Raw genomic sequence first — 25,082 nt, 5'->3', positions numbered from 1 at the left:
TGCGGTTCCTGCAGGCCGTCACAGGCTGAGCACGCCGTGCGGCGTCACGCCGCGCCGGTGAGCTCCCGCGCGCGCACCCGGGCCCACGACTCGGCGGCCAGCACGGCGTCGAGGCTCATCTCGCCGCCGGTCCGGTCGTGTTCGCTCATCACGCGTCCGACCGTGTCGATGATCCCGAGGAACGGCAGGCGCCCGGCGAGGAAGGCCGCGACGCACTCCTCGTTGGCGGCGTTGAAGACCGCGGGCGTCGTTCCCCCCGCCTCACCGGCGGCGCACGCCAGGCCGAGGCCGGGGAAGGCCTCGTGGTCGACGGGGAGGAACTCCCAGGACGACGCCTTGGTCCAGTCGCAGGCGGGCGCGGCGTCCGCCACCCGATCGGGCCACGACATCCCCAGGGCGAGCGCCATGCGGATGTCCGGCGGAGCGACCTGGGCCAGGGTCGAGCCGTCGTGGAACTCGACCATCGAGTGGACCATCACCTGCGGGTGGACCACTACCTCGATCCGGTCGAAGGGGATGTCGAACAGGAGATGGGCCTCGATGACCTCCAGGCCCTTGTTGACCAGGTTCGCGCAGTTGACCGTGATGACCGGCCCCATGCTCCAGACCGGGTGGGCGAGCGCCTGCTCGGCGGTGACGTCCGCCATCTCGGCGCGGGTGTGCCCGCGGAAGGGGCCGCCGCTGGCGGTGACGACCAGTTTCCGCACCTCGCCCGGCCTGCCGCCCTGGAGGCACTGGAAGAGGGCGGAGTGCTCGGAGTCGACGGGAATGATCTGGCCGGGCGCGGCCAGCCTCCTGACCAGTTCTCCCCCGACGATGAGCGACTCCTTGTTCGCGAGGATCAGCCTGGTGCCCGCCTTCAGCGCGGCCAGGGTGGGCGCGAGGCCGACCGAGCCGGTGATGCCGTTGAGCACCGCGTCGCAGGGCAGCGAGGCGAGCCGCGTCGCGGCGTCGGGACCGCAGACGATCTCGGGCATGGAGGATCCGGCGGAGCCACGACCACGCCGCGCCGCCTCCTCCCGCAGTGCGGTCTCGAGTCCGCCCGCGCCGTCGGCCGCGGCGACGCCCACGTAGCGCACGTCCAGGTCGAGCGCCTGCCGGGCGAGCAGGCCGGGATTCCCTCCCCCGGCCGCGACCGCCTCGACGCGGAAGCGCCCGGGGTTGCGCAGGATGACGTCGATCGCCTGCGTGCCGATCGAGCCGGTCGATCCGAGAAGGACGAGGCTGCGCTGCTCACCGAGGGCGGAGGTCATGATCGGATGTTATCGGCGCCCCTCCGGCTTCCTCGAGGCCGGTCCGCCGCGGCGCCGCGAGCCCGGGGCGCCCGCCTGCATCGAGCGTCCGGGACCGTCCATGCTGAACGGCTCAGAGTCCTGGCCCGATCTGGATCATTCTGGTAATGATGTAATCATGGAGACGCTCTTTGAACACGCCGGCGGAAACGACGGCCTCCACCGGTTCATCGAAATCTTCTACTCCAGCGTCCTGTCCGACCCGGTGCTGCAGCCGTTGTTCGGTGCGGGACGGCCCGAACACGTGGCGCACCTGACGGCCTTCACCGCCGAGACCTTCGGCGGGCCCGACACGTTCTCCCGGGAGATGGGCGGCTTCTCCCGGCTCATCGACGCGCACCGCGGCCTGCGGATCACCGAGGCCCAGCGGCAGCGGTTCATCGAGCTGTACATGGCGGCCGCGGACCGCGCGGGGCTGCCCGCCGACGAACCGTTCCGGGACGCGCTCCGCTCACATGTGGACTTCGGCTCGCAGGTGGCGATGCAGAACTCCCACGCCGAGACCGACGACCAGTTGCACCCGCTCCGCGAGGTCCCTCACTGGGACTGGCCCGCGCCGTCCGCGTAGACCCGCCAGGCGGGTCACCGTGGAGGCGGCGAACTCGACGTCGTCGGCGTAACAGGCCATGATCGCGTCGAGATCGCGCGCCTTCCACGCCGCCAGCCAGGCATCGGCATGCGCCCGAAGATCCACGTTCGCCCTCTCGCAGTCGTGCTTCCGGGTTCGGACCCCTCCACTGCCGAACGGGGGGTCAGACCGTTCCGGCCGGCCGGGCGCGCACACCGTCGAGGGCGATCCCGAGCACCCGCTCACGTTGCTCGTCGTCGACGAAGGACGCGCCCGTGATCCCGCTGACCAGGCGGAGGAGGTCGTCGAAGCCGATGTCCGCACGGGCCTCCCCCGCCTCCTGCGCCCGCGCGAACAGGGGCTCCCCCGCTCCGTACATGGCTTCCCTGCAGGAACGGAACATCGCGGATTCGCGGCTGAGCGCTTCGGAGATCGCGGCCTTCGTGGCGACATATCCGACGAAGCGTCGCAACCACGCGACGAGCGCCTCCCACGGCGGGAGGCCGGCGACCTTCTCCGCCTCGCGGCAGAGCGCCTCCACGTCGTCGACGTACACGGCGTCGAACAGGTCCTGACGCGTCGGGAAGTTCCGGTAAAGGGTGCCGATGCCGACGCCCGCCCGGCGGGCGATGTCCTCCAGCGACGCCCCGGTGCCGTGCTGGGCGAAGGCCTCGCGCGCCGCGACGAGCAGCGCGTCGAAGTTCCTCCGGGCGTCGGCGCGGTGCGGGCGTCGCACCGCGACGGCGGAGCCGGTGCCTGTGATTGTGCTCTCTGTCACAGATGACTCCCAGGTAGGGCTGCCGTTTGTCAGCGGAGGGGTGCCTCCGTTATTGTGGAGGCAGGCCTCCGATATTGCGGAGGTTCTCCTCCACTTTAACAGCCTGGGTCGTCGTCCGCGGATGCCGTGAGAGGCACCGGCGACCGGCCTCCTCACCGGCATGCCACCGCGGCCCAGGCGTCATTCATAGTCAAGGACTCTTCATGGCAGGCGCCACCTCGTCGGCGCGGCGCACCTTCATGGTGCTGTCCGCCGCCGCCGCCGCTTTCTCGATCATGCAGTCGCTGGTCACCCCGGTGCTGCCGACCATCCAGCACGATCTGCACACCAGCCCGGGATCGGTGACCTGGGTGCTGACGGCGTGGTTGTTGTCCGCGTCGGTCGCGACCCCGCTGCTCGGGCGGATCGGCGACATGATCGGCAAGGAGCGCACGCTCCTCGTCGCCCTCGGCGCGATCGCCGTCGGATGCCTGATCGCCGCACTCGCCCCGAACCTCGGGGTGCTGATCGTCGGCCGGGTCGTCCAGGGGCTCGGCGGAGCGGTGTTCCCCGTGTCCTTCGGGATCATCCGTGACGAGTTCCCGCCCGAGCGGGTGCCTTCGGCGGTCGGCGGCCTGTCGGCCGTCATCGCCGCCGGAGGCGGCCTGGGCATCGTCCTGGCAGGACCGATCGTCGGAGTGCTCGACTGGCGGTGGCTGTTCTGGATTCCGATGATCATCGTGACGGTGACCGCTATCCTCGCGCACCGGTACGTGCCGGAGTCACCGGTGCGGACTCCGGGACGCGTCGACTGGCTGGCCGCGGTGTTCCTGTCCGGGTGGCTGGTGGCACTGCTGATCCCGCTCAGCGAGGCCTCGTCCTGGGGCTGGGGGTCGGCCCGGGTGATCGCGTTGTTCGCCGCCGCGGTGGTCCTGTTCGCCCTGTGGATCACGGTCGAGACGAGGTCGCGCAACCCGCTGATCAACATGCGGATGTTGCGGCTGCCCGCCGTGTGGACGACCAACCTCGTGGCGCTGCTGTTCGGCGCGGGCATGTTCTCCGTGTACGCGTTCCTGCCGCAGTTCATGCAGACGCCGAGGGAGGCGGGCTACGGTCTCGGCTCCACGATCACCGGCGCCGGGCTCCTGATGTTGCCCATGCTCGTGACGATGGCCGTCGGCGGATCGGTCAGCGGCCCGATCTCCCACCGCGTCAGCGCCAAGGCCCAGCTCGTGCTGGGGTCGGCGGGCAGCATGCTCTCGTGCGCCGCGTTCGCCGCCTACCACGACCAGCCGTGGCAGCTCGCCGTCGCCGGCGGCGTCTTCGGGCTCGGCCTCGGGCTGGCGTACGCCTCGATGACCAGCCTGATCGTGCAGAGCGTGCCGGCGAACCAGACCGGCGCCGCCAGCGGCATGAACGCCAACATCCGCACGATCGGCGGCTCGATCGGCACCGCGGTGGTGAGCTCCATCGTCACGGGTCATCTCCAGCCGAGTGGGCTGCCGTACGAGTCGGGCTTCACGCACAGCTTCTCGGTCCTCGCGCTCACCTCGGCCGCCGCCGTGGTCGTGGCGCTGTTCATTCCGTCCGCACGCGGGCGCCGGGCGTCCGCGGCCACCGTGCGCGAGACCCCGGCCGCCGCGCCGGCGTCCGTCGGCGGCGGGAAGGGCTGACGGCGGGCCCCGGCGCACGGCCCCCTGGGAGCGGACCATGCGCCGGGGCAGCTCTCTTTCCGTCTCTCCGGGTCTCTTTCCGCCTCTCCGGGCGAGGTTCTCCGCGCGGCTCGGCTCACTCGGCGGGCGACGTGGGACGCGCCCGGGCCGCGGATTCGAGCAGCAGGCGGGCCGCCGCCCTGGCCTGCGCCGCCGTCCCGGTGACGCCGAGGATCCCGGCGGTGACCATGGCCCCCTCGGCGAGCAGGAGCAGCTGGCCGGCCAGCTCCCGGGAAAGACCCGCGTCGGCCGTGAGGCCCTCCAGGTATCTCCTGAACGCGAGCTTGTGCAGCCGGGCCTGGGTCGCCACGGTCGCCGACGTGGCCCCCAGTTCGCCGAAGGAGTTGATCCACGCGCAGCCGCGGAAGCCGGGCTCGGCGAACCACCGTTCGAGCCAGTCGAAGACCGCGATGATCCGTCCCTCGGGGTCGGCGCAGGTCTCCACGTGTTCGGCCAGACGCCGCCGCCAGCTGAGGTCACGGCGCTCGAGGTAGGCCTCGACGAGCCGGTCCTTCGTGGCGAACAACTGGTAGAGGCGCTTGAGCGAGACTCCCGACAGGCTGCGGATGTCGTCCATCCCGACGGCCTGGATGCCCCGGCCGTAGAACAGCTCCTCGGCCGCGTCGAGCACCTGGTCGCGCGCCGCCCCCTGGTCCACGCGATCACCTCGTCCCTCCGTTGACGCAGAGAACCAACGTTCTCTAGGGTAAGGGAGAACGCTCGTTCTCCGGACGGGCGCGTCATCCCGCGAGCGGCAGACAAGGAGAGACGTCATGGGTCAGCGCCCGCCACTTCCGCCTTTCGACCACGAGAGCGCGCTGCAGAAGGTCCAGGCCGCAGAGGACGCGTGGAACACGCGCGACCCCCAGCGGGTCGCGCTCGCCTACACGCCGGACTCGGTCTGGCGTAACCGCGACACCTTCATCACCGGGCGCGAGGCCATCGTCGAGTTCCTCACCCAGAAGTGGGAGCGCGAGCTCGACTACGCGCTGCGCAAGGAACTGTGGGCCTTCGACGGCAACCGCATCGCCGTGCGCTTCCAGTACGAATGCCACGACGCCGACGGGCGGTTCTGGCGCAGCTACGGAAACGAACTCTGGGAGTTCGACGGCGACGGCCTCATGGCCCGCCGGGAGGCCAGCATCAACGACGTCCGGATCGAGGAGCACGAAAGGCGCATCCTCGGCCCGCGCCCGGACGACGAGCGCGGGAAGCCGTTCCCGATCCGGTGACGTCGGCGCCCCTTGCGGCGCACGACGTCGTCATCGTCACGTGGTGGCGGCGAGGCCGCCCAGCCTGGCCAGGGCCCGCTCGGACGGGCTGCCCGGCTCGGACTGCAGGACGATGAGAAGCTGCCCGGAGGCGCTGCAGACGGCGAAGATCTCGAAGGTGAGGACCAGGTCGCCGACGTCGTCGCGGTGGATGCGGATGGTCCCGTGGGTCCTGTCCTGCACGTCGTGGCGGGCCCACAGCCGCCGGAAGTCGTCGCTCCCGAGCGAGAGCTGCTCGACCATCTCGTACAGGGTCGGATCGCCGCGGTTCGTCCCCACGGCGGCCCGCAGATGCGCCACCTTGAACGACGCCTCCTGCTCCCAGTCCCGGTAGAACCGCCGGGACTCCGGGTTGAGGAAGGTCATCCGGATCAGGTTGTCCCTGTACTCCAGGCCCTCATAGAGGGCGGCGCCCAGCGCGTTCTGCGCCAGCACGTCCCAATGGCGATTCACCACCAGTGCCGCGACGTCGTCCTGGCGTTCGATGAAGCGCAGCACCTGGGGGCCCACCGGCTCGCCCCGGCTGCCGATCACCCTGCCCATCGGGCCCGCCCTCCTGTGCGCCAGCTCGTACAGGTGCCGGGTGGCCGCGAGGTCGAGCTGGAGAACGCGTGCGAGTGCGCCGAGCACCTGATCCGAGGGGTCACGTTCACTTCCCTGCTCGAGCCTCATGTAGTAGTCGGTGCTGACACCGGCGAGCCGGGCGACTTCGTCATGGCGAAGCCCGGGCTTGCGCCGCCGGGGGGCGACGTCGTCCGGTCCCACACGATCGGCGGCCGTGACCTGGCGCCGGGCGCGCAGGAAGTCACCGAGGGGACCTCCACCTGCCATGTCCACAATTAACGCAAGCCGGCGTCGGCACAGCTAGGTCGTGCTGTACCCAGCAGTGCGACACCCACCCAAGGCCACCGTCAGGGCGTCTGCCCGGCCTGGAGGGCCCCGGTCACCGCCCGCCCCGCCATCGCGTACGCCAGGGCGCCGAGGACGGCGACCGCGCTCACCCCCGCGGCCAGCAGCGCCGGGACCCCGACGCTGATCGGGAACCCGGCGACCGGCAGGCCCGCGTAGGCCGACAGATCGATTGCGGGGCCGAGCGTGAGCGGAAGGGTGAGCCCGAGCGCGAGACCCCCGAGGGAGGCGAGCACGACCAGCGGGGCGATCTCCAGCACGGTCAGGCCGCGTCCCTGCCGGCGGGACAGCCCGGCGGTCCTCAGGTACGCGAGCATGCGGGCCCGGTCCACGGCGCCGATCATCAGCGCGATGACCACCGCCACGAGCGCGTAGCCCGCGAGCAGGACCGTGACGACGGCGAAGGTCAGCACGATCGTGCCCGTCAGCGGGCTGTCGGAGATCCTGCGCAGGGCGTCGGCCGCGGTCACCACGAGGACCTGCGGATCGTCGACCGCGCGGAGCAGGCTCGCCCGGTCGACGTCTCCCATCACCAGCAGCGTGTTGGCGAAGGGCGCCGTCCCCGACCGCTTCGCCGCGTCGTACGGCAGCACGATCAGCTCGTCGCCCGCCTCGGCCAGCCCGGGAAGCCCCGTGATCGTGCCCCGGTTGACCACCGTCATCTGCGCGGGCCAGCCGAGGTCGAACGTCGGCAGCCCGCTGAGCGCCGGCGAGACCAGCGCAGGCACCCCGCCGGACGCGGGAGGGGCCGGCGCGGGCACGGCGAGCGGGGTGCCCGACGCCATCCGCCGGTAGGCCGTGAGGTCCAGGGCGACGACGCGCACTCTGCGGCCGGCCACGCTGAGCTGTGCGAGGCCCCTGGCCACCGGCAGCACCTCGTCGACCCCCGGCAGCCCGCGCACCCGGTCGATGGTCTCCGGCGCGATGTCTGCGTCGCGTTCGATCCTGGCTGAGGCCCCGACCTGCCGATAGGCGGCCGTCCGCTGCGTGTCGCCGATCGCCTGGGAGACCACCGCGCCGAAGACGGACACGGCCAGCGCGGGCAGCAGGATCAGCACGGCCAGCGGGGCCGCCCCGCTCGCCCTGGCCGCCTGGGCGAGGGCCAGGAAGGGCACGGCACGATGTCTCGCCAGACGTCCGGCCAGGCGTAGCGGGTACGGATAGCCCCTGAACACGACCAACGCGGCCGCGAGCGTCGCCGCCGCGGGCACGGCCATCAGGAACGGGTCGCCGGCCTCCCCTGCGCCGCCGGTGAGGCCCCTCGTCCGCAACAGGTGGGCCCCGGCCAAGGCCAGCCCGACGACCGTCACCTCCGTGACGGTCCTGCGCGGTGAGGGTCGCCGCGCGTCGACGTCCTCCCGCCGGTCGCGCACCGGCTCGCGGGACGACCGCGCGAGCCGTACGACGGGGTGGGTGAGCGCGGCCAGGGCCGGGATGACGGGACCGATGAGCGCGGGCGCGGTGGCCGGCCCGGGCACCAGGAACGCCAGGCCGTACCCGAGCAGGACGGCCGGCAGCGCCGCGAGGGCGGCGACGGCGGCGCCGGTGCGGACGATCCAGACCGGCCCGCCGCCTCTGGCGCGCATCAACGTCAGCGCCGCGTGCATCCGCTCGGTGAGCAACCGGGAGGCGAGCACGATCACGCCGACCGCGACCAGCCCGAGGCCGCCGAGGATCAGGAACATCAGCGTCTGCGCGGTCGCCAGCCTCGACAGGAAGCCGGTGAGCAGCCGTGGGAGGCCGGTCTCCAACGTGTACTGGGCCGACCCCGCACCCCGCCCGCCGACCATCCTGGTGTAGACGGCGAGGGCGCCGGCCACGTCCGGCGCGTCGCGCGCGGTCACCGTTCCGAGGCCGAGCACCCAGGAGTACCGTTCCGAGGCCGAGCACCCAGGAGTAACGCACGCCGAGGTCGCTGCCCATGTGGGGCAGGCTGCCGGCGTCGGTCAGCCCGGTGATCCACTGCTGGTCGACGTCGCCGCTGCGTCGCAGGCTCACCTGCGGGACGCCCCGGTTGTGCTCCCAGAACCCGTCCGCGGGATCGGTGAGCTCGTAGAACCCGGTGACGCGGGCGGCCAGCCCGCCGCCCGCCCCGAGCAGCAGCGTCGAGCCGACGTGCAGGTCCAGCTTGTCCGCCGCCTCGCGCACGAGCGCGACGTCGACCCGGTCGAGGTCCTGGTCGCCGACCCGGACGCGCCCCGGCGGCCCGGGCGGCGCCCCCTCGACGTAACGCACGCGGCGGTCCGCGTCCGGAAGCCAGGCCAGGTCGACGAACTGGTTCGCCTGGTTGGGCTCCCCCACCCGGCCGGCCACCGGCGTGCCGTACGTCGAGGCCCCGTAGTGTCCCGTCCCCCCTGCCCGGACGACCTTCCGGAGGGCGGGCGGCAGGGCGCGCCGCCATTGGGCGTCCGTGGCGGCGAACCGCGGCGGGCTGGTGAACAGCTCGCCCATGGGGTTCGGTTGCAGTGCCACGGTCAGGTCGACCACGTCCGCGGTGCTGTCGTCGAGGACGCGGCGCAGGGCGTCGTCGTAGGACCTCTCGAAGACGCGGGGCAACCCCGCCAGCAGCAGTGACGCGCTGAACGCGAGCAGGGCGAGCGCCAGCGCCGCTCCGCGGTGCGCCCGCAGCAGGGTGAAGGGCATCAGTCCTCCCCGATCCTGACGGCGCGGCCCGCCCCCTGCCCGGACAGCCGGCGGGCCAGCGCGGCCACGATGCACAGCAGGGCCGCGGCGACGGCGGCGGGCAACGCGACCACGGGGAGCCAGGGGATGTCGAGCACCACCGACGGCGTGACGGCGGCCGCCTGCCCGGTGAGCACGATGTGCGGAACCACCAGCACGGCCATGACCGCCGCGATCCCGACGCCCACGGCCAGCGACAGGACGACGACGAACGACTGCTCCACCGCGAGCAGGCCGAACACCTGTCGGCGGCTGACGCCGATCACGCGCAGCAGGGCGAACTCACCTCCGCGCTCCCGCGCCACAACGGCGGCGTTGACCAGGAAGCCGAGCAGGGCGAAGGCCGCGGCCGACAGGAATCCGAGCACCAGCGCGCCCTGCAGCCCACTCGCCAGCGGGTCGTCACGCAACCGCCGGACCAGCGCCTCCCGATCCACCACGGTCTGGTTCCACTCGGGGTGGCGGGCCAGCTCGGCCACGGCCGCGGCGGTGTCCCCTCCGCGCGTGCTCAGCCACCACTCGGCGACGGGGCGGGGCGGGCGTCCTTCGGTCAGATCCTGGTAGGCCAGCGTACGGAGGTCGGTCAGCAGGGCAGGCTCGCCGGGGCCGGTGCCCGGCAGCGCGGAGGCGACGGCGACCGGCGTCACGAGCCTCGTGGCCCCGCCCATGCTGACGGAGTCGGTCACGCCCACCCGCAGCCCGGCCTTGGCGGCGAGGTCCGCGGTGACCACCACGGGCAGCGCGGGACCGGGCGGCCCGCTCGGCGTGACCGCCATCCGGAACGGCCCTGCCGCCCCCTGCCCGGACGCGACGCCGACCTGGACGGTGAAGCCGCCCGGCGCGGCAGGCTGCCCGCCCACACCCGTCCAGGCCGTCAGGTCGCCCGGCAGCGGCACGGCGGCGCCGGAGTCGGTCCGCAGCCCCTCCAGCGCGGGCGTCACGGTCAGCAGGCCGCCCGGGTCGGGCAGGTCGAGCAGCAGGGCCTGCACGGCGAGCGGATAGGACGGCCGGCCGGACGTCCCGGCGAGCGCCCGGAGGTCGAAGCGCGCCACCTGGCCGCCTCCGCCGACAGGGACGGCGGCCGTCTCCTGGACTGTGCCGAGGGCGTCCACGACGACCAGGCGCAGGCGGATCTCCCCGTGCACGGCGTCGGAGGGTGTGAGGCCGAGCCGTACGCGGAGGGACAGCGTGCGCGGCTCGCCCGGGAGGGGTATCGGCGCCACCTCCGGGCGCGCGGCGGCGAGATCGCGTCCGAGCCGCGGCACCGGGGCGGACACGAGGTCGGCGCGCCAGGCCATCACCTGTTCGAGCCGGTCCGCGTCCATGGCGAGGAGGGTGGCCTTCATCCCGGCGAAGTCCACGGTCTCCCGCTGGACGGGCGTGGCCGCGGCCACGCCCGGCAGCGCCGTGTAGACCGTGCTCCGGCCGAGCCCGCCGAGCTCGGGCGAATCGGCGGACGCCGCCACGCGCAGGTCGGCTCCCGCCTGGTGGCGGGCCTGGTCCTCCTGAGAGCGGCGCCAGGTCGCGGAGGTGGCGAGCGAGACGACGCCGATCGCGATCGCCATCGTGAGCAGGAGCGCGGGGCCCGCGTATCGGAGCGGGCGGCGGCTGACCTGCGACGAACCGAGCGCGGGCGCGAGGCCGCGCCGCCGGGCCGTGATCCGCTCGGCGATCGAGGACGCCACGGGGATCAGGCGCAGTCCCAGCAGGCCGCCGCAGAGCAACGTCAGGGCGGGCCCCGCCACTATCAGCGGATCGATGCCCAGGCCGCCCGAGGCGGTCGAGGTGACGGGGCCGCCGTAGAGCCCGAGTTGCCAGACGGCCAGCGCGGCCGTCGCGAGCAGGGCGAGGTCGGCTCCCGCGCGCTGGACGAGGCCGCGCCTGTCCGCCCGTCCGAGCGCCGACCGCTCCTCGACGTAGGTGCGGCGCGCGCCGCGCAGCGCGGGCAGCACCAGCAGGGCCGCGCAGGCGAGCGCCACCGCGGCCGAGACGGCGAACGACCCCGCGTCGGGGACGGGCGCCAGCCGTACACCCGTGGCCTGGATCCACGGGACGGCGTCCAGCGCGGCGAGGAGCCACGGCGCGATCAGCGGCGCGATCGCCATCGCGGGAAGCGCCACCAGCAGCGCCTCCCCGCCGGCGAGCAGGCCGAGCCGGACGGCGCCCGCTCCCCTTGAGCGCAGCAGCGCCACCTCCATCCGGCGGTGGTCCGCGAGCAGCCGTGCGGTGAGCGTCAGCGCGTAAGCGGCGAGCAGCAACAACTGGAGGACGGGCACGAGCATCGTCGACCGCGCGACCAGCGCGGCCTGGTCGAGCTGCTTCAGCACGTCCGGCAGCCGGGTGAACGTGGCGCACGTCCCGCAGTCGCGCCGCAGATCGTCCCCGAGCCCGGCGACGGAGACCGCGACCGCCGGCAGCCGCTCTCGCGGCAGGTCCCGGAGGTCCGGTACGGCGAGCCAGGAGGCGGACACGTTGGTCGCGAAGTTCCGCTGGAAGTCGCCGGGCGCGACCACGAGCGGCCCGTAGGTGGTGTAGTTGCCCGACTCGACACCGCGGCGCAGCAGTTCGTCGCCCTGCCAGCGGTCGTCGTACGGGTCGAGCAGGTCGAACACGCCGGCCACGCGGGCGTGCACCGGCTGGTGGCTGAGCCGACCCACGACCGTGAAGGCGTCGCCGACGGCCAGGTCCAGGTTCTGAGCAGATGATGTGGAGAGCGCGACCTCCAGCTCTCCCCCCTCCCGCGGCCAGGAGCCTGCGGCCAGGCGGCTGCGCTCCTCGATCCCCTCGTAGGTCGCGAACCTGGTCAGGTCGGGCTGCTCGCGCCGTTCCTGACCCGGCAGCGCGTACGAGTCCGACCTGATGGACCGGGTCACGGTGAACGGCATGTCGCCGTAGGCGGCACGGGCGCGTGACCGGACGGCGGCGTCGACCTTCTGGAGGTCGCCTGCGCTGATCAGGGTGCTCACCCGCGCGGAGGTCGTGGACAGCGGGGCCACCGCCATCGCCTGCCCGACGCCTGCCTGCGTCACGACCGCGGCGTACGTGATGAGCGCGACGAGCGTGGTGGTGGCCAGCAGGACGGAGCCGAAAGCGGTGAGGAGCAGCAGCGGCTCGCTGGAGGCCCGGCGCAGCAGCAGGGGCACCCGTCGCGCGCCCAGTGCCATGCCAGCTCCAAGGGAGATCTTCGGCTGAAGCCCTTGAAGAATAGTCCGGCCTGTCCGCCTGGGCAGGTATCAAATCGGACGCGAAAACGCCGCCGACGGCCGGTCACGGGAGCGGACCGGCGGCGGCCTCATCGTTCGTCGACCATGACCTCGATGCTGTAGTCCTGCGCCCGGTAGCAGTGGTCGCCGTACTCCACCGCGTTGCCCACCGCGTCGAAGGCGACGCGCGTCATCGTGAGGACGGGCTCCGAGGGCTTCAGCCCGAGGTGGCGCCGCTCGGCGGCGGTCGGCGTGCGCGCCCCGATCGTCTGGTGCGCGACGACCGGGCGCACGCCGCGGTCCCGCATCACGGCGTACAGGCCCGCCCCCTCGAGGTCCTCGCGGGCGATGTCGTTGAACACCGGCGGCAGCCAGTTGTGGAGGATGGCCAGGGGGCGCTCGTCGGACAGCCGCAGCCGGACGATCGCGAGCAGTTCGGCGTCGGCGGGCAGGTCGAGCGCTGTGGCGACGCGCTCGTCCCGCACGATTTCGTGCCTGAGGACGGTGGTGGCGGGCCTGCCGCCGTCACGCTTGAGATCGTCGTAGAGGCTGGTGAGCTCGGCGCGCCTGTGCACCTTGCGGTTGGCGACCGTGGTGCCGAGCCCGCGCCGGCGCAGCAGCAGTCCCTGGTTGACCAGCTCCTGGATGGCCCGGCGTACCGTCGGCCGGGACAGGTTCAGGCGCTCGGCGAGGGCGATCTCGTTCTCGAAGGGATCGCCTGGCTGCAGCGTGCCGCTCGCGATCGCGGTGCTGAGCTGCTCCGCGAGCTGGTGGTAGAGGGGCACGGGGGAAGAGCGGTCGATCGAGACGCCCACTTGTATTGCCACGCGGCGAGTGTACCCCGGTGTGTGAGAACGACGTTACGAGAATATGTCAGTACAAAGTCTTGACGTGACATTTGGTTTCCAGGCACGCTACCCCCCATCGTCGGCTGCAGAACCGGGCCTCGTGCCACGGCGGCCGGCGACAGGACGAACAGATCGAAACGGGGATCACGATGCGCATCGGGCTAGCGGGCGTCGGACGGATAGGCGCCTTCCATGCCAAGACCTTGGCGGCTCTCGACTTCGTCGACGAGCTCGTCGTGACGGACGCCGACCTCGGGGCGGCCAAGACCGTCGCCGACGAGCTCGGGGCGCAGGTCGCGCCGGACACCGAGACGCTGCTGGCGTCGGGAGTCGACGGCTTCGTGATCACCACGGCGACCCCCGCCCACGCGCCGCTCCTGCGTCAGGGCATCGCCGCGGGCGTGCCCACCTTCTGCGAGAAGCCGGTGGCGTCCACCCTCGACGAGACCATCGGCCTGGCCGAACTGGTCGCCTCCACCGGCGTGCCGGTGCACGTGGGCTTCCAGCGGCGGTTCGACGCCGGGTACCGGCGGGCGCGGGCGGCGGTCGAGTCCGGAGAGCTCGGATTCGTCCATACCATCCGGGCCAACACCCACGACCAGGCTCCGCCGCACGCGTCCTACATCCCGACCTCCGGCGGCATCTTCCGCGACTGCAACGTGCACGACTTCGACATCCTCAGGTTCGTGTCCGGGCGTGAGGTGGTCTCCGCCTACGCGACGGGAGCCAACAAGGGCGCCGACTTCTTCGCCGCGGCCGGCGACGTCGACACCGCCGGGGCGCTGCTGACGCTCGACGACGGCACGATCGTCCTGGTCTCCTCGACCCGCTACAACGGCGCCGGTCATGACGTCCGCATGGAGGTACACGGCGAGAAGGGCACGATCGCCGTCGGGCTGGACCACTCGCTGGCGATGCGCTCCGCCGAGGAGGGCGTCGACTTCCCGAGGGGTCCCCAGAAGTGGTCGTTCATGGAGCGCTTCCTCCCGGCGTACCAGGCCGAGCTCACGGCCTTCGCGGAGGTAGCACGGGGTGAGCGCACGTCGCCGTGCACCGTGCGCGACGCGCTCGAGGCCTTCCGCATCGCCGAGGCGTGCGAGCGCTCCCGCGCGGAGCGCAGGCCCGTCGCCCTTTCCGAGATCAAGGGGATCTGAGGACATGACCACTGTGAGCACCGCGAGCACCCCTTCGTCGGGCGACCGCCGTCCTGTGGCCGACCGCGTCGCCGGAGCGCCCATCTCCTGGGGCGTCTGCGAGGTCCCCGGATGGGGGTACCAGCTCGAGCCTGACACCGTGCTGCGCCAGATGCGCGAACTCGGCCTGAGCGCCACCGAGTTCGGCCCCGACGGCTTCCTGCCCGACGAGCCGCAGGCCAAGGCGGAGACCCTGGCCGGGTACGGGCTGAAGGCGGTCGGGCAGTTCGTGCCGGTCATCCTGCACGACCCGGGCCACGACCCCCTCCCCGAGGTCGAGCGCGCGATGGAGGGGCTGGTCGCCGCCCAGGCCTCCACCGTCGTCATCGCCGCCGCCACCGGCCAGGACGGCTACGACGACCGCCCGGTCCTGGACGACGCGGGCTGGGCGACCCTGCTGGGCAACCTCGACCGCATCACCGACGCCGCCGCCGCCCACGGGCTCGTGGCCACCCTGCACCCGCACGTCGGCACGATGATCGAGAGCGGCGAGGAGACCGAGCGGGTGCTCGCCGGCAGCCGCGTCGGCCTGTGCCTCGACACCGGGCACCTGCTCATCGGCGGCGGCGACCCCGTCGCCATCGCCCAGCGCAACCCCGAGCGGATCGTCCACACGCACCTGAAGGACGTCCGGGTCGACTGGGCCAAGCGCGTGCAGTCCGGCGAGGTGACCTACACCGACGCCGTGGCCGGCGGCATGTACGTCCCGCTCGGCGAGGGCGACGTCGACATCCGGGCGATCGTCTCCGCGCTCGAAGGCAGTGGGTATGCAGGGTGGTACGTCCTCGAGCAGGACACCATCCTCGCGGGCGCTCCGGCCGGCGGGGGCGAGGGACCGGATCCGGTGGCTGACGTGCGGGCGAGCATCGCGCACCTGCTCTCCGTGGCCGGCGACCGGACCGCAGCGGAGGAATGACCGATGGCCCCAGCGGCATACGATCTCGTGGCCATGGGCCGGGTCGGGGTGGACATCTACCCCCTCGACTCCGGCGTCGGCCTCGAGGACGTCGAACGCTTCGGGAAGTTCCTCGGCGGCAGCGCGACCAACGTGTCCGTGGCCGCGGCCCGGTACGGACGCCGGTCCGCGATCATCACGCGTACCGGCCGGGACCCCTTCGGCCGGTACGTGCACCGGGCGCTGCGTGACTTCGGCGTCGACGACTCGTTCGTCACGGAGGTCGAAGGGCCGCCGACTCCGGTGACCTTCTGCGAGATCTTCCCCCCGGACGACTTCCCGCTGTACTTCTACCGTTATCCCACCGCCCCCGACCTGATGATCGAGGCGGCTGAGCTCCCGCTCGACGCGATCCGTGACGCCTCGGTCTACTGGGCCACCGTGACCGGCCTGTCGCAGGAGCCGTCGCGCGCCGCGCACTTCGCCGCCTGGGAGGCTCGCGGACGGCGGTCGCACACCGTCCTCGACCTCGACTACCGGCCGATGTTCTGGCCGGACCGCGCCGAGGCCTCCGCCCAGGTCGCCCGGGCGCTGGACAACGTGACCGTGGCGGTGGGCAACCGCGAGGAATGCGAGGTCGCCGTCGGCGAGAGCGAGCCGCAGCGCGCGGCGGACGCCCTGCTGGAACGCGGGGTCGAACTCGCGATCGTCAAGCAGGGCCCCAAGGGGGTCCTCGCCGCCACCGCAGACGAGCGCGTGGAGGTCCCCCCCTTCCCCGTCACGGTCGTCAACGGCCTCGGCGCCGGGGACGCCTTCGGCGGCGCGCTCGTCCACGGGCTGCTGGGCGGGTGGGACCTGCGTCGCATCCTGCAGTTCGCCAACGTGGCCGGCGCCATCGTCGCCTCGAAGCTCGAGTGCTCAAGCGCGATGCCGTACGAGGCCGAGGTCGAGGCCGTCCTCGCCGGCCAGGGACAGGAGGGGGGACGATGACCACCACGTCGAGCCGTGCGGGCATCGCCGATTTGACCGAGATCCGGGTGCGCGAACCCGGGCGGATCGCCCAGGGGTGGGCCGCCAGAAGCCGGCGTGAACTCGTGGGCGAGGACGGCCGGCTGCTCATCGTGGCCGCCGACCATCCGGCGCGCGGCGCCCTCGGCGTCCGCGACGACCGCGGGGCGATGGCCTCGCGCAGCAACCTGCTCGAGCGCCTCTCCACCGCGCTGGCCCGCCCGGGCGTGGACGGCGTGCTCGGTACGCCGGACGTGCTCGACGACCTGCTGCTGATGGGCGCGCTGGAGGGCAAGGTCGCCATCGGGTCGATGAACCGGGGCGGGCTGCAGGGATCGGCCTTCGAGTTCGACGACCGGTTCACCGCCTACACCGCCGGGGAGATCGCGGCCAGCGGCCTCGACGGCGGCAAGATGCTGACCCGGATCTGCTACGGCGACCCCGGCACGGTCGCGACGCTCGAGGCGAGCGCCCGCGCGGTCACCCAACTGGCCGAGCAGGGCGTGATGGCGATGGTCGAGCCGTTCCTGTCCGTCCGGCAGGACGGGCGCGTGCGGAACCTGCTCGACCCCGACTCGACCATCACCTCGATCCACATCGCGGCGGGCCTCGGCGCGACCAGCAGGCACACCTGGCTGAAGCTGCCGGTGGTCGACGAGCTCGAGCGGGTCATGGACGCGACCACGCTGCCGACCCTCCTCCTCGGCGGGGACCCGAGCGGGCACCCCGACGAGACGTACGCCGCGTGGGGCCGCGCCCTCGACCTGCCCGCCGTGCGCGGTCTGGTCGTGGGGCGGGCGCTGCTGTTCCCCCCGGACGGCGACGTGGCCGCGGCGGTCGACATCGCCGCGGGTCTCGTGCACGGGACCCGGTCATGAACGACAACGAACGCTGGGTGCGCCCGTTCGGCACGGCCGCCGCGGGCGAGTTCGAGGTCTCGATCGACGACGGCGTCGCCGGGTGGACGCACACGAGCCTGCGCGTCGCCACGCTCGAGCCGGGCGGCGCGCTGACGTCGGAAACCGGCGGCGAGGAGATCCTCGTCGTCCCGCTGCGGGGAGGCATGGACGTCGAGGCGGTCGACCAGGCGGGCGAGCGTCACGAGGCGCGGCTCACCGGGCGGGACGGCGTCTTCGCCGGTCCTACCGACGTGGCCTACGTCCCGCGCGGGGCGCGCCTCACCCTGCGCAACCCCGGCGCGGACCGCGTGAGGGTCGCGCTGTGCGGCGCGAGGGCCGCCAAGCGGGAGACGCCGCCGCCGTTCCGGCACATGGCCGTCTCCGACGTCCCCGTCGAGCTCAGGGGAGCCGGGACGGCCTCACGGGAGGTGCGCAACTTCGGCGTCCCGCAGGTGCTGGACGCCGACTCGATCATCGCCTGCGAGGTCGTCACCCCGGCAGGCAACTGGAGCTCCTACCCGCCGCACAAGCACGACGAGGAGCGCGAGGGCGTCGAGACCGAGCTCGAGGAGATCTACTACTTCGAGGTCGGGACCGCGGCCGGCGGCCCGGCCCAGGGCGCCGACCCCGTCGGCTACCAGCGGGTCTACGGCACGGACGCGCGGCCCATCGACGTGCTCGCCGAAGTCCGCTCCGGCGACGTCGTCCTCGTGCCGCACGGATGGCACGGCCCGGCGATGGCGCCTCCTGGCTACGACCTCTACTACCTCAACGTGATGGCCGGCCCGGGCGCGACCCGGGCCTGGCTGATCTGCGACGACCCCGCGCACGGATGGGTGCGGGACTCGTGGGCCCAGCAGGACGTCGACCCCAGGCTTCCGATCGGAGGATTGCGATGACCGCGACCGCAGAGACGGTGCGCCTGACCGTGGGCCAGGCCGTCGTCCGGTTCCTCGCCAACCAGTGGAGCGAGCGCGACGGACGGCGACAGAAGCTGTTCGCCGGATGCCTCGGGATCTTCGGTCACGGCAACGTCGCCGGGATCGGCCAGGCGCTGCTGCAGAACGAGCTCGCCGGCGGCGAGGGGCACCTGCCGTACGTGCTGGCCCGCAACGAGCAGGCGATGGTCCACACGGCGGTGGCGTACGCACGGCAGAAGGACCGCCTGCAGACGTGGGCGTGCACCGCGTCCGTCGGCCCCGGCTCCACCAACATGCTCACCGGCGCCGCGCTGGCCACCGTCAACCGGCTCCCCGTCCTCCTGCTGCCCTCGGGCACGTTCGCGACCCGCGTGGCCGGACCTGTGCTGCAGGAGCTCGAGGCGACGTACGCCGCGGACGTCACCGTCAACGACGCCTTCCGCCCGCTGTCGCGCTTCTTCGACCGGGTCAACCGGCCCGAGCAGCTGCCCTCGGCGCTGCTCGGCGCCATGCGGGTGCTCACCGACCCGGTGGAGACCGGCGCGGTGACCGTCGCGCTGCCCCAGGACGTGCAGGCCGAAGCCTTCGACTGGCCGGTGGAGCTGTTCGCCGAGCGGGTCTGGCGGGTGGCCCGGCCCCTTCCCGAGGCCGTCGACGTCGAGGACGCGGCCGCGATCATCCGGTCGGCGCGGCACCCGATCGTGGTGGCCGGCGGCGGCGTGCACTACTCCGGAGCGGAGGACGCGCTGCGCGCGTTCTGCGAGGCGACCGGGATCCCGGTCGGCGAGAGCCAGGCGGGCAAGGGCTCGCTGCCGCACGAGCATCCGCAGGCGATGGGCGCAGTCGGCTCGACGGGCACCACCGCCGCCAACGCCCTTGCCCGGGAGGCCGACGTCGTGATCGGCGTCGGAACCCGGTACAGCGACTTCACCACCGCCTCGCGCACCGCCTTCCAGAACCCGGACGTCCGCTTCGTCAACGTCAACATCGCCCGCTTCGACGCCGGCAAGCTCGCCGGGCTGTCGGTCGTGGCCGACGCGCGGGAGGCGCTCACCGCGCTCACCGCGGCCCTCGACGGATACTCGGTCGACCAGGAGTACCGCGACCGGCAGGTCGAGCTGTGGCGTGACTGGGACGCCCGGGTCGTGGCGGCCCACAACCCGCCCGCGGAGGTCACCGACGCGCTCGCCGACGGCGTGCTCACCCAGGGCACCGTCCTCGGCTGCGTCAACGAGCTGTCCGACCCGCGGGACGTGGTCGTGTGCGCGGCCGGCTCGATGCCGGGCGACCTGCACAAGCTGTGGCGGGTCCGGGACCGCAAGTCCTACCACGTCGAGTACGGCTTCTCCTGCATGGGCTACGAGATCCCCGGCGGCGTCGGCGTACGGCTGGCGGACCCGGACCGGGACGTCTTCGTCCTGGTGGGCGACGGCTCCTACCTGATGATGCCGACCGAGCTGGTCACCGCTGTGCAGGAACGAGTCAAGATCATCGTGGTCCTGGTGCAGAACCACGGCTTCCACTCCATCGGCTCGCTGTCGGAGTCGCTCGGGTCGCAGCGGTTCGGCACCCGGTACCGCTACCGCGACGACGCCACCGGCCGGCTGGACGGGGCCAGACTGCCGGTCGACCTCGCCGCCAACGCGCGGAGCCTCGGCGCCACCGTGATCGAGGCACGCAGCCGCAAGGAGCTCGAGGAGGCGATCCGGGACGCCAAGGCCGCCCCCGCGGACGGCGGGCCCGTCGTCATCCACGTCGAGACCGACCCCACCGTCCACGCTCCGGACAGCGAGTCCTGGTGGGACGTCCCGGTCAGCCAGGTGAGCGAGCTCGACACGACGCGGCAGGCCTACGAGGCGTACACGGAGCACAAGGCCGCGCAGCGGCCCCACGTGACGCCCTCCGGCGGGGCCGACCGATGAGCGGGCCCGCGAGAATCGGCAGCGCACCGGACAGCTGGGGCGTCTGGTACGCCGACGACCCTCGGCAGACCCCCTGGGAGCGGTTCCTCGACGAGGTCGCCGCGGCCGGCTACACGCGCATCGAGCTGGGGCCGTACGGCTATCTGCCGACCGACCCCGCCCGGCTGCGCGACGAACTCGGCCGCCGGGGCCTGACGATGACCGCGGGCACGATCTTCGAGCACCTCCACCGTCCCGACTCGTGGGACAGCACGTGGAAGGACGTCTCCGCGGCGGCCTCGCTGACCGCCGCCATGGGCGCCGAGCACCTCGTGGTCATCCCCGACTTCTGGCGCGACCCCCAGACCGGGGAGGCGATCGAGGACGCGCGGCTCACCGACGAGCAGTGGCCGGCCTACGCCGAGCGGATGAACCACCTCGCGCGCCGGATCAGGGACGAGTTCGGCCTGCGGATCCAGTTCCACCCGCACGCCGACACCCACGTGGACACCCACGAGAACGTCGAGCGGTTCCTCCACGAGACGGATCCCGCCCTGGTGAGCCTGTGCCTGGACACCGGGCACATCGCCTACTGCGGCGGCGACAGCTTGAAGCTGATCCGGGACCACCCCGACCGGATCGGCTACGTCCACCTCAAGCAGGTGGACCCCGGGGTCGTCGCCGATGTCCATGACAAGGGCATCGGCTTCGGCGAGGCCGTACGGATGGGAGCCATGTGCGAGCCGCCCCTCGGCGTGCCCGAGATGCCTCCCATCCTCGAAGCACTGGCGGAACTCGACGCCGAGATCTTCGCCATCGTCGAGCAGGACATGTACCCGTGCCCCGCCGACCAGCCCCTGCCCATCGCGAAGCGGACCCTGGCCTACCTGCGGTCCTGCGGCCCGCTTCGCTGAACTGCTCCGACACGAGGCACATCACCACGAAACAGTTCCACTAGTTCCGCAGTTCCGCCCCACCGTGGTGGCGGACGACGAAAGGCAGAACCAAGGTGATCCGTACATCGCGTATCTCCGTAATGGTGACCGGCACGTTAGCGGCGCTCGTCCTGGCCGCGTGCAGTTCCAGCGGAGGCAAGCAGCCCGCCCAGGCGAGTGGCGCCGCCCAGGCGGGGGTCGCCGACACCCCCCGGATGACGATCGCCCTCATCACCCACGCCCCCCCGGGCGACACCTTCTGGGACCTGGTCCGCAAGGGTGCCGAGGCCGCCGCCAAGAAGGACAACGTCGACCTGCAGTTCCAGTCGGACCCGGACGGCGCGAACCAGGCCAACCTCGTCCAGTCCGCGATCGACAAGAAGGTCGACGGCATCGCGGTCACCCTCGCCAAGCCCGACGCGATGAAGGCCAACGTCGAGAAGGCCGTCCAGGGCGGCATCCCCGTCGTCGCGCTCAACGGTGGCATCGAGGACTGGAAGGCCATGGGCGTCCAGGGTTACTTCGGCCAGGACGAGAAGATCGCCGGCGAGGCCGCCGGCGAGCGGCTCAAGACGGACGGCGCCAAGAAGGCGCTCTGCGTCATCCAGGAGCAGGGCCACGTCGGCCTCGAGGCCCGGTGCGACGGCGCCAAGGCCACGTTCCCGGACACCGAGAAGATCTACGTCACGGGCACCGACATGCCGAGCGTCCAGGCGGCCATCACCTCCAAGCTCCAGCAGGACCCGGCCATCGACCGCGTGCTCACCCTCGGCGCCCCGTTCGCCCTGACCGCCGTCAAGTCGGTCAAGGACGCCAGCAGCTCGGCCAAGGTCGTCACCTTCGACACCAACAAGGACCTCGTCACCGCCATCAAGAACGGCGAGGTCGAGTGGGCCGTCGACCAGCAGCCCTACCTCCAGGGCTACCTCGCGGTCGACAGCCTGTGGCTCTACAAGGTCAACGGCAACACCATCGGCGGCGGCCAGGCGACCCTGACCGGCCCCGCGTTCATCGACAAGACCAACGTCGCCAACGTCGAGAAGTTCGCCGCCAACGGCACGAGGTGATCTGACCAATGACTGCTACGGCAACGGAGCCGGGCAGGGCGGGGGCGACCCGGGACGACCGGGTCGCCAGCCGTTCCCTGGCCGCCCGGCTGCTGAGCCGGCCCGAGGTCGGGTCGCTCATCGGCGCAATCGTGATCTTCCTGCTCTTCATGGCGGTGGCGGTCCCCTTCCGCAACGTCGCCAACGTCGGCACGATCCTCTACGGCGCCTCCACCATCGGCATCATGGCCGTCCCGGTGGCCCTGCTCATGATCGGCGGCGAGTTCGACCTGTCCGCCGGCGTCGCGGCGACCACCTCCGGCCTGTCCGCCTCCCTCATCGCCTGGAACCTCGGCCTCAACGTCTGGGTGGGCGTCGTCCTGGCCCTCGTCGTCTCGGTGGCCGTCGGCGCGTTCAACGGGTGGCTGCTGTTCAAGACCGGCCTGCCGAGCTTCCTCGTGACCCTCGGGACCTTCTTCATCCTGCAGGGCGTCAACCTCGGGGTCACGCGGCTGCTGACCGGCAACGTCGCCTCCGCCGACATCAGCGACATGGACGGCTTCGCCGGCGCGCAGAAGGTCTTCGGCTCCGAGTTCGCGCTCGGGCCGGTCACCGTGAAGATCACCGTCATCTACTGGATCGTGCTCACCCTCGTGGCGGCCCACGTGCTGCTGCGCACCCGGGCGGGCAACTGGATCTTCGCGGTCGGCGGCGACGCCGCGGCGGCCCGGGCCGTCGGCGTGCCGGTGAAGGCGACGAAGATCGGCCTGTTCATGGCCGTGGGCTTCTGCGCCTGGCTGTCCGGCATGCACCTGCTCTTCCAGTTCAACACCGTGCAGTCCGGCGAGGGCGTCGGCAAGGAGTTCATCTTCATCATCGCCGCGGTGATCGGCGGCTGCCTGCTCACCGGCGGTTACGGCTCGGTGGTCGGCGCGTCGATCGGCGCGCTGATCTTCGGGATGACCCAGCTCGGCATCAACTACGCCGGCTGGAACCCTGACTGGTTCAAGACGTTCCTCGGGGTGATGCTCGTGCTCGCCACCGTCGTGAACGTGTACGTCAAGATGAAGGCGGACAGACGATGAGCTCCGCGACCGCAGAGCGGCCCGGCGCCGCGTCCTCCGACACCCCCATCCTCGCCCTCGACGGCGTGGGCAAGAGCTACGGCAACGTGCACGCGCTGCGCGGGGTCAGCCTCAAGGTCCGCCAGGGCGAGGTCACCTGCGTGCTCGGCGACAACGGGGCGGGCAAGTCGACCCTCATCAAGATCATCTCCGGCCTGCACGAGCACAGCGACGGCACTATGACGCTCGACGGCGTCGAGTGCAGTTTCCCGTCACCGCGCGCGGCGCAGGCCAGCGGGATCGCCACCGTCTACCAGGACCTCGCGCTCGCCCCGCTGATGTCGGTCTGGCGGAACTTCTTCCTCGGCAACGAACTGCGCAGGGGGCCGTTCCGCACGCTGGACATCGCCGGGATGAAGCAGATCTGCCACGACGAGCTGGCCAAGATGGGGATCGTCATCCCCGATCTCGACCGGCCGGTCGGCGGGCTGTCCGGCGGCCAGCGCCAGTGCATCGCGATCGCGCGGGCCATCTACTTCGGGGCGAGGGTCATCATCCTCGACGAGCCGACGGCCGCGCTCGGCGTCAAGCAGTCGGGTGTGGTCCTGAGGTACATCGTGAAGGCCAGGGACGCGGGGCTCGGCGTCATCTTCATCACCCACAACCCGCACCACGCCCACCTTGTCGGGAACCACTTCGTGATCCTCAAACTGGGCCGCGTCGTGCTCGACGCCCACCGCGACGAGCTCACGCTCGAGCAGCTCACGACGGAGATGGCCGGCGGCGAGGAGCTCGCCGAGCTCAGCCACGAGCTGCGCGGGGCCGACCCGGGGAAGGTCGTCGCGCCCGCCGAGGTCGAGCACGGTCAGGTGGAGGCCCCGGCCCGCCCGGACGAGGAGGAACCGAGCGCATGAGTGCGGCCCCGTTGCGGGTCGGGGTGGTCGGCGTCGGCGTGATGGGCGCCGACCACGCCGTACGGCTCGCCCACCGCGTCGCCGGAGCCGACCTGGTCGCGGTGTCCGACCCCGACACCGCCAGAGCCGCCGAGCTGGCCGCCCGCTTCGACGGCGTGCGCGTCGTCGGCGAGCCCCTCGACCTCATCGCCGACGACGGCGTCGACGCCGTGCTCGTCGCCTCTCCCGGCTCGGCCCACGAGGAGCAGGTCCTCGCCTGCGTCGAGCACGGCAAGCCCACGCTGTGCGAGAAGCCGCTGACGATGGACGGCGAGTCGTCGCTGCGCGTCGTCGAGGCAGAGCGGAAGGCCGGCCGCCCGCTCGTCCAGGTCGGCTTCATGCGGCGCTTCGACCCCGAGTACGCCGAGATGAAGCGGCTGATCGACTCCGGCGACCTCGGGCGGATCCTGCTCGTGCACAACGTCCACCGCAACCTCAGGGCCGGGGCCTCCTTCCGCTCGGAGATGATCGTCCGGGACTCGCTGGTCCACGAGGTGGACGTCTGCCGCTGGCTCTTCGGCGCCGAGATCGAGACGATCACCGTGCTCGCGCCGAGGCCGACGGGACACGCCGCCGACGGGGTACTCGACCCGCAGGTGGCGATCTTCCATATGGCCGGCGGCGGCATGGCCACCACCGAGGTCTTCGTCAACAGCCAGGTGGGCTACGAGGTGCGGTGCGAGGCGGTGGCCGAGCGGGGCAACGTCACGATCGGCCTCGGGCAGAGCGTGTTCGTCCGCCGCGCCGGCCAGTACGGCGGTCGCATCCCCGACGACTGGCGCGACCGCTTCGGCCGCGCGTACGACCTGGAGGTCCAGGCCTGGGTCGACGCGGCCCGCCGCGGCGAGGTCGCCGGGCCCACCGCGTGGGACGGATACGCCGCCACCGCCGCCTGCACGGCCGGCATGGAGTCGCTCGCGACCGGCAGGCCCGTCCCGGTCACCATGGCCGACCGGGCCGACGTCCTGGGCGGTGGTCAGGCGTGAGACCCGCCCCCGATCGGCCGCGGTCCGCAGGCCGCACCCC

The 25,082-nt window shown here is 72.3% G+C and carries 22 protein-coding genes; 15 read left to right on the top strand and 7 right to left on the bottom strand.

The features are described 5' to 3' along the window. Positions 1-44 precede the first annotated feature (44 nt). Positions 45-1,253, bottom strand: a complete 1,209-nt coding sequence (dxr, locus tag Pka01_RS34550) for a 1-deoxy-D-xylulose-5-phosphate reductoisomerase (RefSeq protein WP_203887180.1) — start codon at positions 1,251-1,253, stop codon at positions 45-47. 157 nt (positions 1,254-1,410) lie between these two features. On the opposite strand from dxr, the gene Pka01_RS34545 reads away from it, so the two are divergent. Next, entirely contained in the window at positions 1,411-1,860 is a 450-nt protein-coding gene (locus tag Pka01_RS34545; RefSeq protein ID WP_203887179.1) for a group II truncated hemoglobin, read from the top strand. 184 nt (positions 1,861-2,044) lie between these two features. Here Pka01_RS34545 and Pka01_RS34540 read toward each other — a convergent pair whose 3' ends face one another. Further along, positions 2,045-2,638, bottom strand: a complete 594-nt coding sequence (locus Pka01_RS34540; RefSeq protein WP_203887178.1) for a TetR/AcrR family transcriptional regulator — start codon at positions 2,636-2,638, stop codon at positions 2,045-2,047. 203 nt (positions 2,639-2,841) lie between these two features. Between Pka01_RS34540 and Pka01_RS34535 the strand changes: the two genes are divergently transcribed. Continuing rightward, positions 2,842-4,290, top strand: a complete 1,449-nt coding sequence (locus Pka01_RS34535) for an MFS transporter (protein ID WP_203887177.1) — start codon at positions 2,842-2,844, stop codon at positions 4,288-4,290. A gap of 115 nt (positions 4,291-4,405) precedes the next feature. Here the strand turns inward: Pka01_RS34535 and Pka01_RS34530 are convergent, their stop codons facing one another. Then, complete coding sequence (locus Pka01_RS34530) at positions 4,406-4,987, bottom strand: TetR/AcrR family transcriptional regulator (protein WP_239115831.1); 582 nt, start codon at positions 4,985-4,987, stop codon at positions 4,406-4,408. Between the two features lie 115 nt (positions 4,988-5,102). On the opposite strand from Pka01_RS34530, the gene Pka01_RS34525 reads away from it, so the two are divergent. Further along, positions 5,103-5,561 carry a nuclear transport factor 2 family protein gene (locus Pka01_RS34525; protein WP_203887175.1) on the top strand — a complete coding sequence of 153 codons (459 nt, stop codon included), beginning with the start codon at positions 5,103-5,105 and terminating at the stop codon, positions 5,559-5,561. Between the two features lie 36 nt (positions 5,562-5,597). On the opposite strand, the gene Pka01_RS34520 is transcribed toward Pka01_RS34525, so the two are convergent. Together Pka01_RS34520 and Pka01_RS34515 are read right to left on the bottom strand one after the other, a co-directional pair. Further along, complete coding sequence (locus Pka01_RS34520) at positions 5,598-6,431, bottom strand: helix-turn-helix domain-containing protein (protein ID WP_203887174.1); 834 nt, start codon at positions 6,429-6,431, stop codon at positions 5,598-5,600. Positions 6,432-6,511: 80 nt separating this feature from the next. Beyond that, on the bottom strand, positions 6,512-8,371 hold the full coding sequence (locus Pka01_RS34515) for a hypothetical protein (protein ID WP_203887173.1): 1,860 nt from the start codon (positions 8,369-8,371) through the stop codon (positions 6,512-6,514). 61 nt (positions 8,372-8,432) lie between these two features. Here Pka01_RS34515 and Pka01_RS34510 point away from each other — a divergent pair, with 61 nt between their 5' ends. Next, complete coding sequence (locus Pka01_RS34510) at positions 8,433-9,083, top strand: hypothetical protein (RefSeq protein WP_203887172.1); 651 nt, start codon at positions 8,433-8,435, stop codon at positions 9,081-9,083. A 68-nt stretch (positions 9,084-9,151) separates the two neighbouring features. Here Pka01_RS34510 and Pka01_RS34505 read toward each other — a convergent pair whose 3' ends face one another. Together Pka01_RS34505 and Pka01_RS34500 are read right to left on the bottom strand one after the other, a co-directional pair. Next, positions 9,152-12,355, bottom strand: a complete 3,204-nt coding sequence (locus Pka01_RS34505; RefSeq protein WP_203887171.1) for an FtsX-like permease family protein — start codon at positions 12,353-12,355, stop codon at positions 9,152-9,154. A 128-nt stretch (positions 12,356-12,483) separates the two neighbouring features. Beyond that, positions 12,484-13,221 (bottom strand): GntR family transcriptional regulator, encoded by a 738-nt coding sequence (locus tag Pka01_RS34500; protein WP_275414527.1) that lies wholly within the window; start codon positions 13,219-13,221, stop codon positions 12,484-12,486. A gap of 170 nt (positions 13,222-13,391) precedes the next feature. Between Pka01_RS34500 and Pka01_RS34495 the strand changes: the two genes are divergently transcribed. The 11 genes from Pka01_RS34495 to Pka01_RS34445 all read left to right on the top strand — a co-directional run bounded on the left by Pka01_RS34495 (position 13,392) and on the right by Pka01_RS34445 (position 25,042). Continuing rightward, entirely contained in the window at positions 13,392-14,396 is a 1,005-nt protein-coding gene (locus Pka01_RS34495) for a Gfo/Idh/MocA family protein (protein WP_203887170.1), read from the top strand. A 4-nt stretch (positions 14,397-14,400) separates the two neighbouring features. Beyond that, positions 14,401-15,351, top strand: a complete 951-nt coding sequence (locus Pka01_RS34490; protein ID WP_203887169.1) for a sugar phosphate isomerase/epimerase family protein — start codon at positions 14,401-14,403, stop codon at positions 15,349-15,351. 3 nt (positions 15,352-15,354) lie between these two features. After that, on the top strand, positions 15,355-16,320 hold the full coding sequence (gene iolC / locus Pka01_RS34485) for a 5-dehydro-2-deoxygluconokinase (protein ID WP_203887168.1): 966 nt from the start codon (positions 15,355-15,357) through the stop codon (positions 16,318-16,320). Continuing rightward, positions 16,317-17,216, top strand: coding sequence for a Cgl0159 family (beta/alpha)8-fold protein (locus Pka01_RS34480; RefSeq protein ID WP_203887167.1), 900 nt, complete (start codon positions 16,317-16,319; stop codon positions 17,214-17,216). The genes iolC and Pka01_RS34480 overlap by 4 nt, the downstream gene beginning before the upstream one ends. Next, positions 17,213-18,136, top strand: a complete 924-nt coding sequence (gene iolB / locus Pka01_RS34475) for a 5-deoxy-glucuronate isomerase (RefSeq protein ID WP_203887166.1) — start codon at positions 17,213-17,215, stop codon at positions 18,134-18,136. Before Pka01_RS34480 ends, iolB begins: the two co-directional genes overlap by 4 nt. Further along, entirely contained in the window at positions 18,133-20,079 is a 1,947-nt protein-coding gene (iolD, locus tag Pka01_RS34470) for a 3D-(3,5/4)-trihydroxycyclohexane-1,2-dione acylhydrolase (decyclizing) (RefSeq protein ID WP_203887165.1), read from the top strand. The genes iolB and iolD overlap by 4 nt, the downstream gene beginning before the upstream one ends. After that, positions 20,076-20,972, top strand: a complete 897-nt coding sequence (locus Pka01_RS34465) for a TIM barrel protein (RefSeq protein ID WP_203887164.1) — start codon at positions 20,076-20,078, stop codon at positions 20,970-20,972. Before iolD ends, Pka01_RS34465 begins: the two co-directional genes overlap by 4 nt. A 122-nt stretch (positions 20,973-21,094) precedes the next feature. Then, positions 21,095-22,060: a sugar ABC transporter substrate-binding protein gene (locus Pka01_RS34460; protein ID WP_203887217.1), complete on the top strand. Its 966-nt coding sequence runs from the start codon at positions 21,095-21,097 to the stop codon at positions 22,058-22,060. 8 nt (positions 22,061-22,068) lie between these two features. Beyond that, positions 22,069-23,124 carry an ABC transporter permease gene (locus Pka01_RS34455; RefSeq protein WP_203887163.1) on the top strand — a complete coding sequence of 352 codons (1,056 nt, stop codon included), beginning with the start codon at positions 22,069-22,071 and terminating at the stop codon, positions 23,122-23,124. Beyond that, the gene (locus Pka01_RS34450; protein ID WP_203887162.1) at positions 23,121-24,017 is read left to right on the top strand and encodes an ATP-binding cassette domain-containing protein; all 897 of its coding nucleotides are present in this window, start codon (positions 23,121-23,123) and stop codon (positions 24,015-24,017) included. Before Pka01_RS34455 ends, Pka01_RS34450 begins: the two co-directional genes overlap by 4 nt. Then, entirely contained in the window at positions 24,014-25,042 is a 1,029-nt protein-coding gene (locus Pka01_RS34445) for a Gfo/Idh/MocA family protein (protein ID WP_203887161.1), read from the top strand. Before Pka01_RS34450 ends, Pka01_RS34445 begins: the two co-directional genes overlap by 4 nt. Positions 25,043-25,082 lie beyond the last annotated feature (40 nt).

The organism is Planotetraspora kaengkrachanensis (assembly GCF_016862895.1).
GTDB lineage: Bacteria > Actinomycetota > Actinomycetes > Streptosporangiales > Streptosporangiaceae > Planotetraspora > Planotetraspora kaengkrachanensis.
This window is presented reverse-complemented; position numbering and strand designations above follow the sequence as displayed.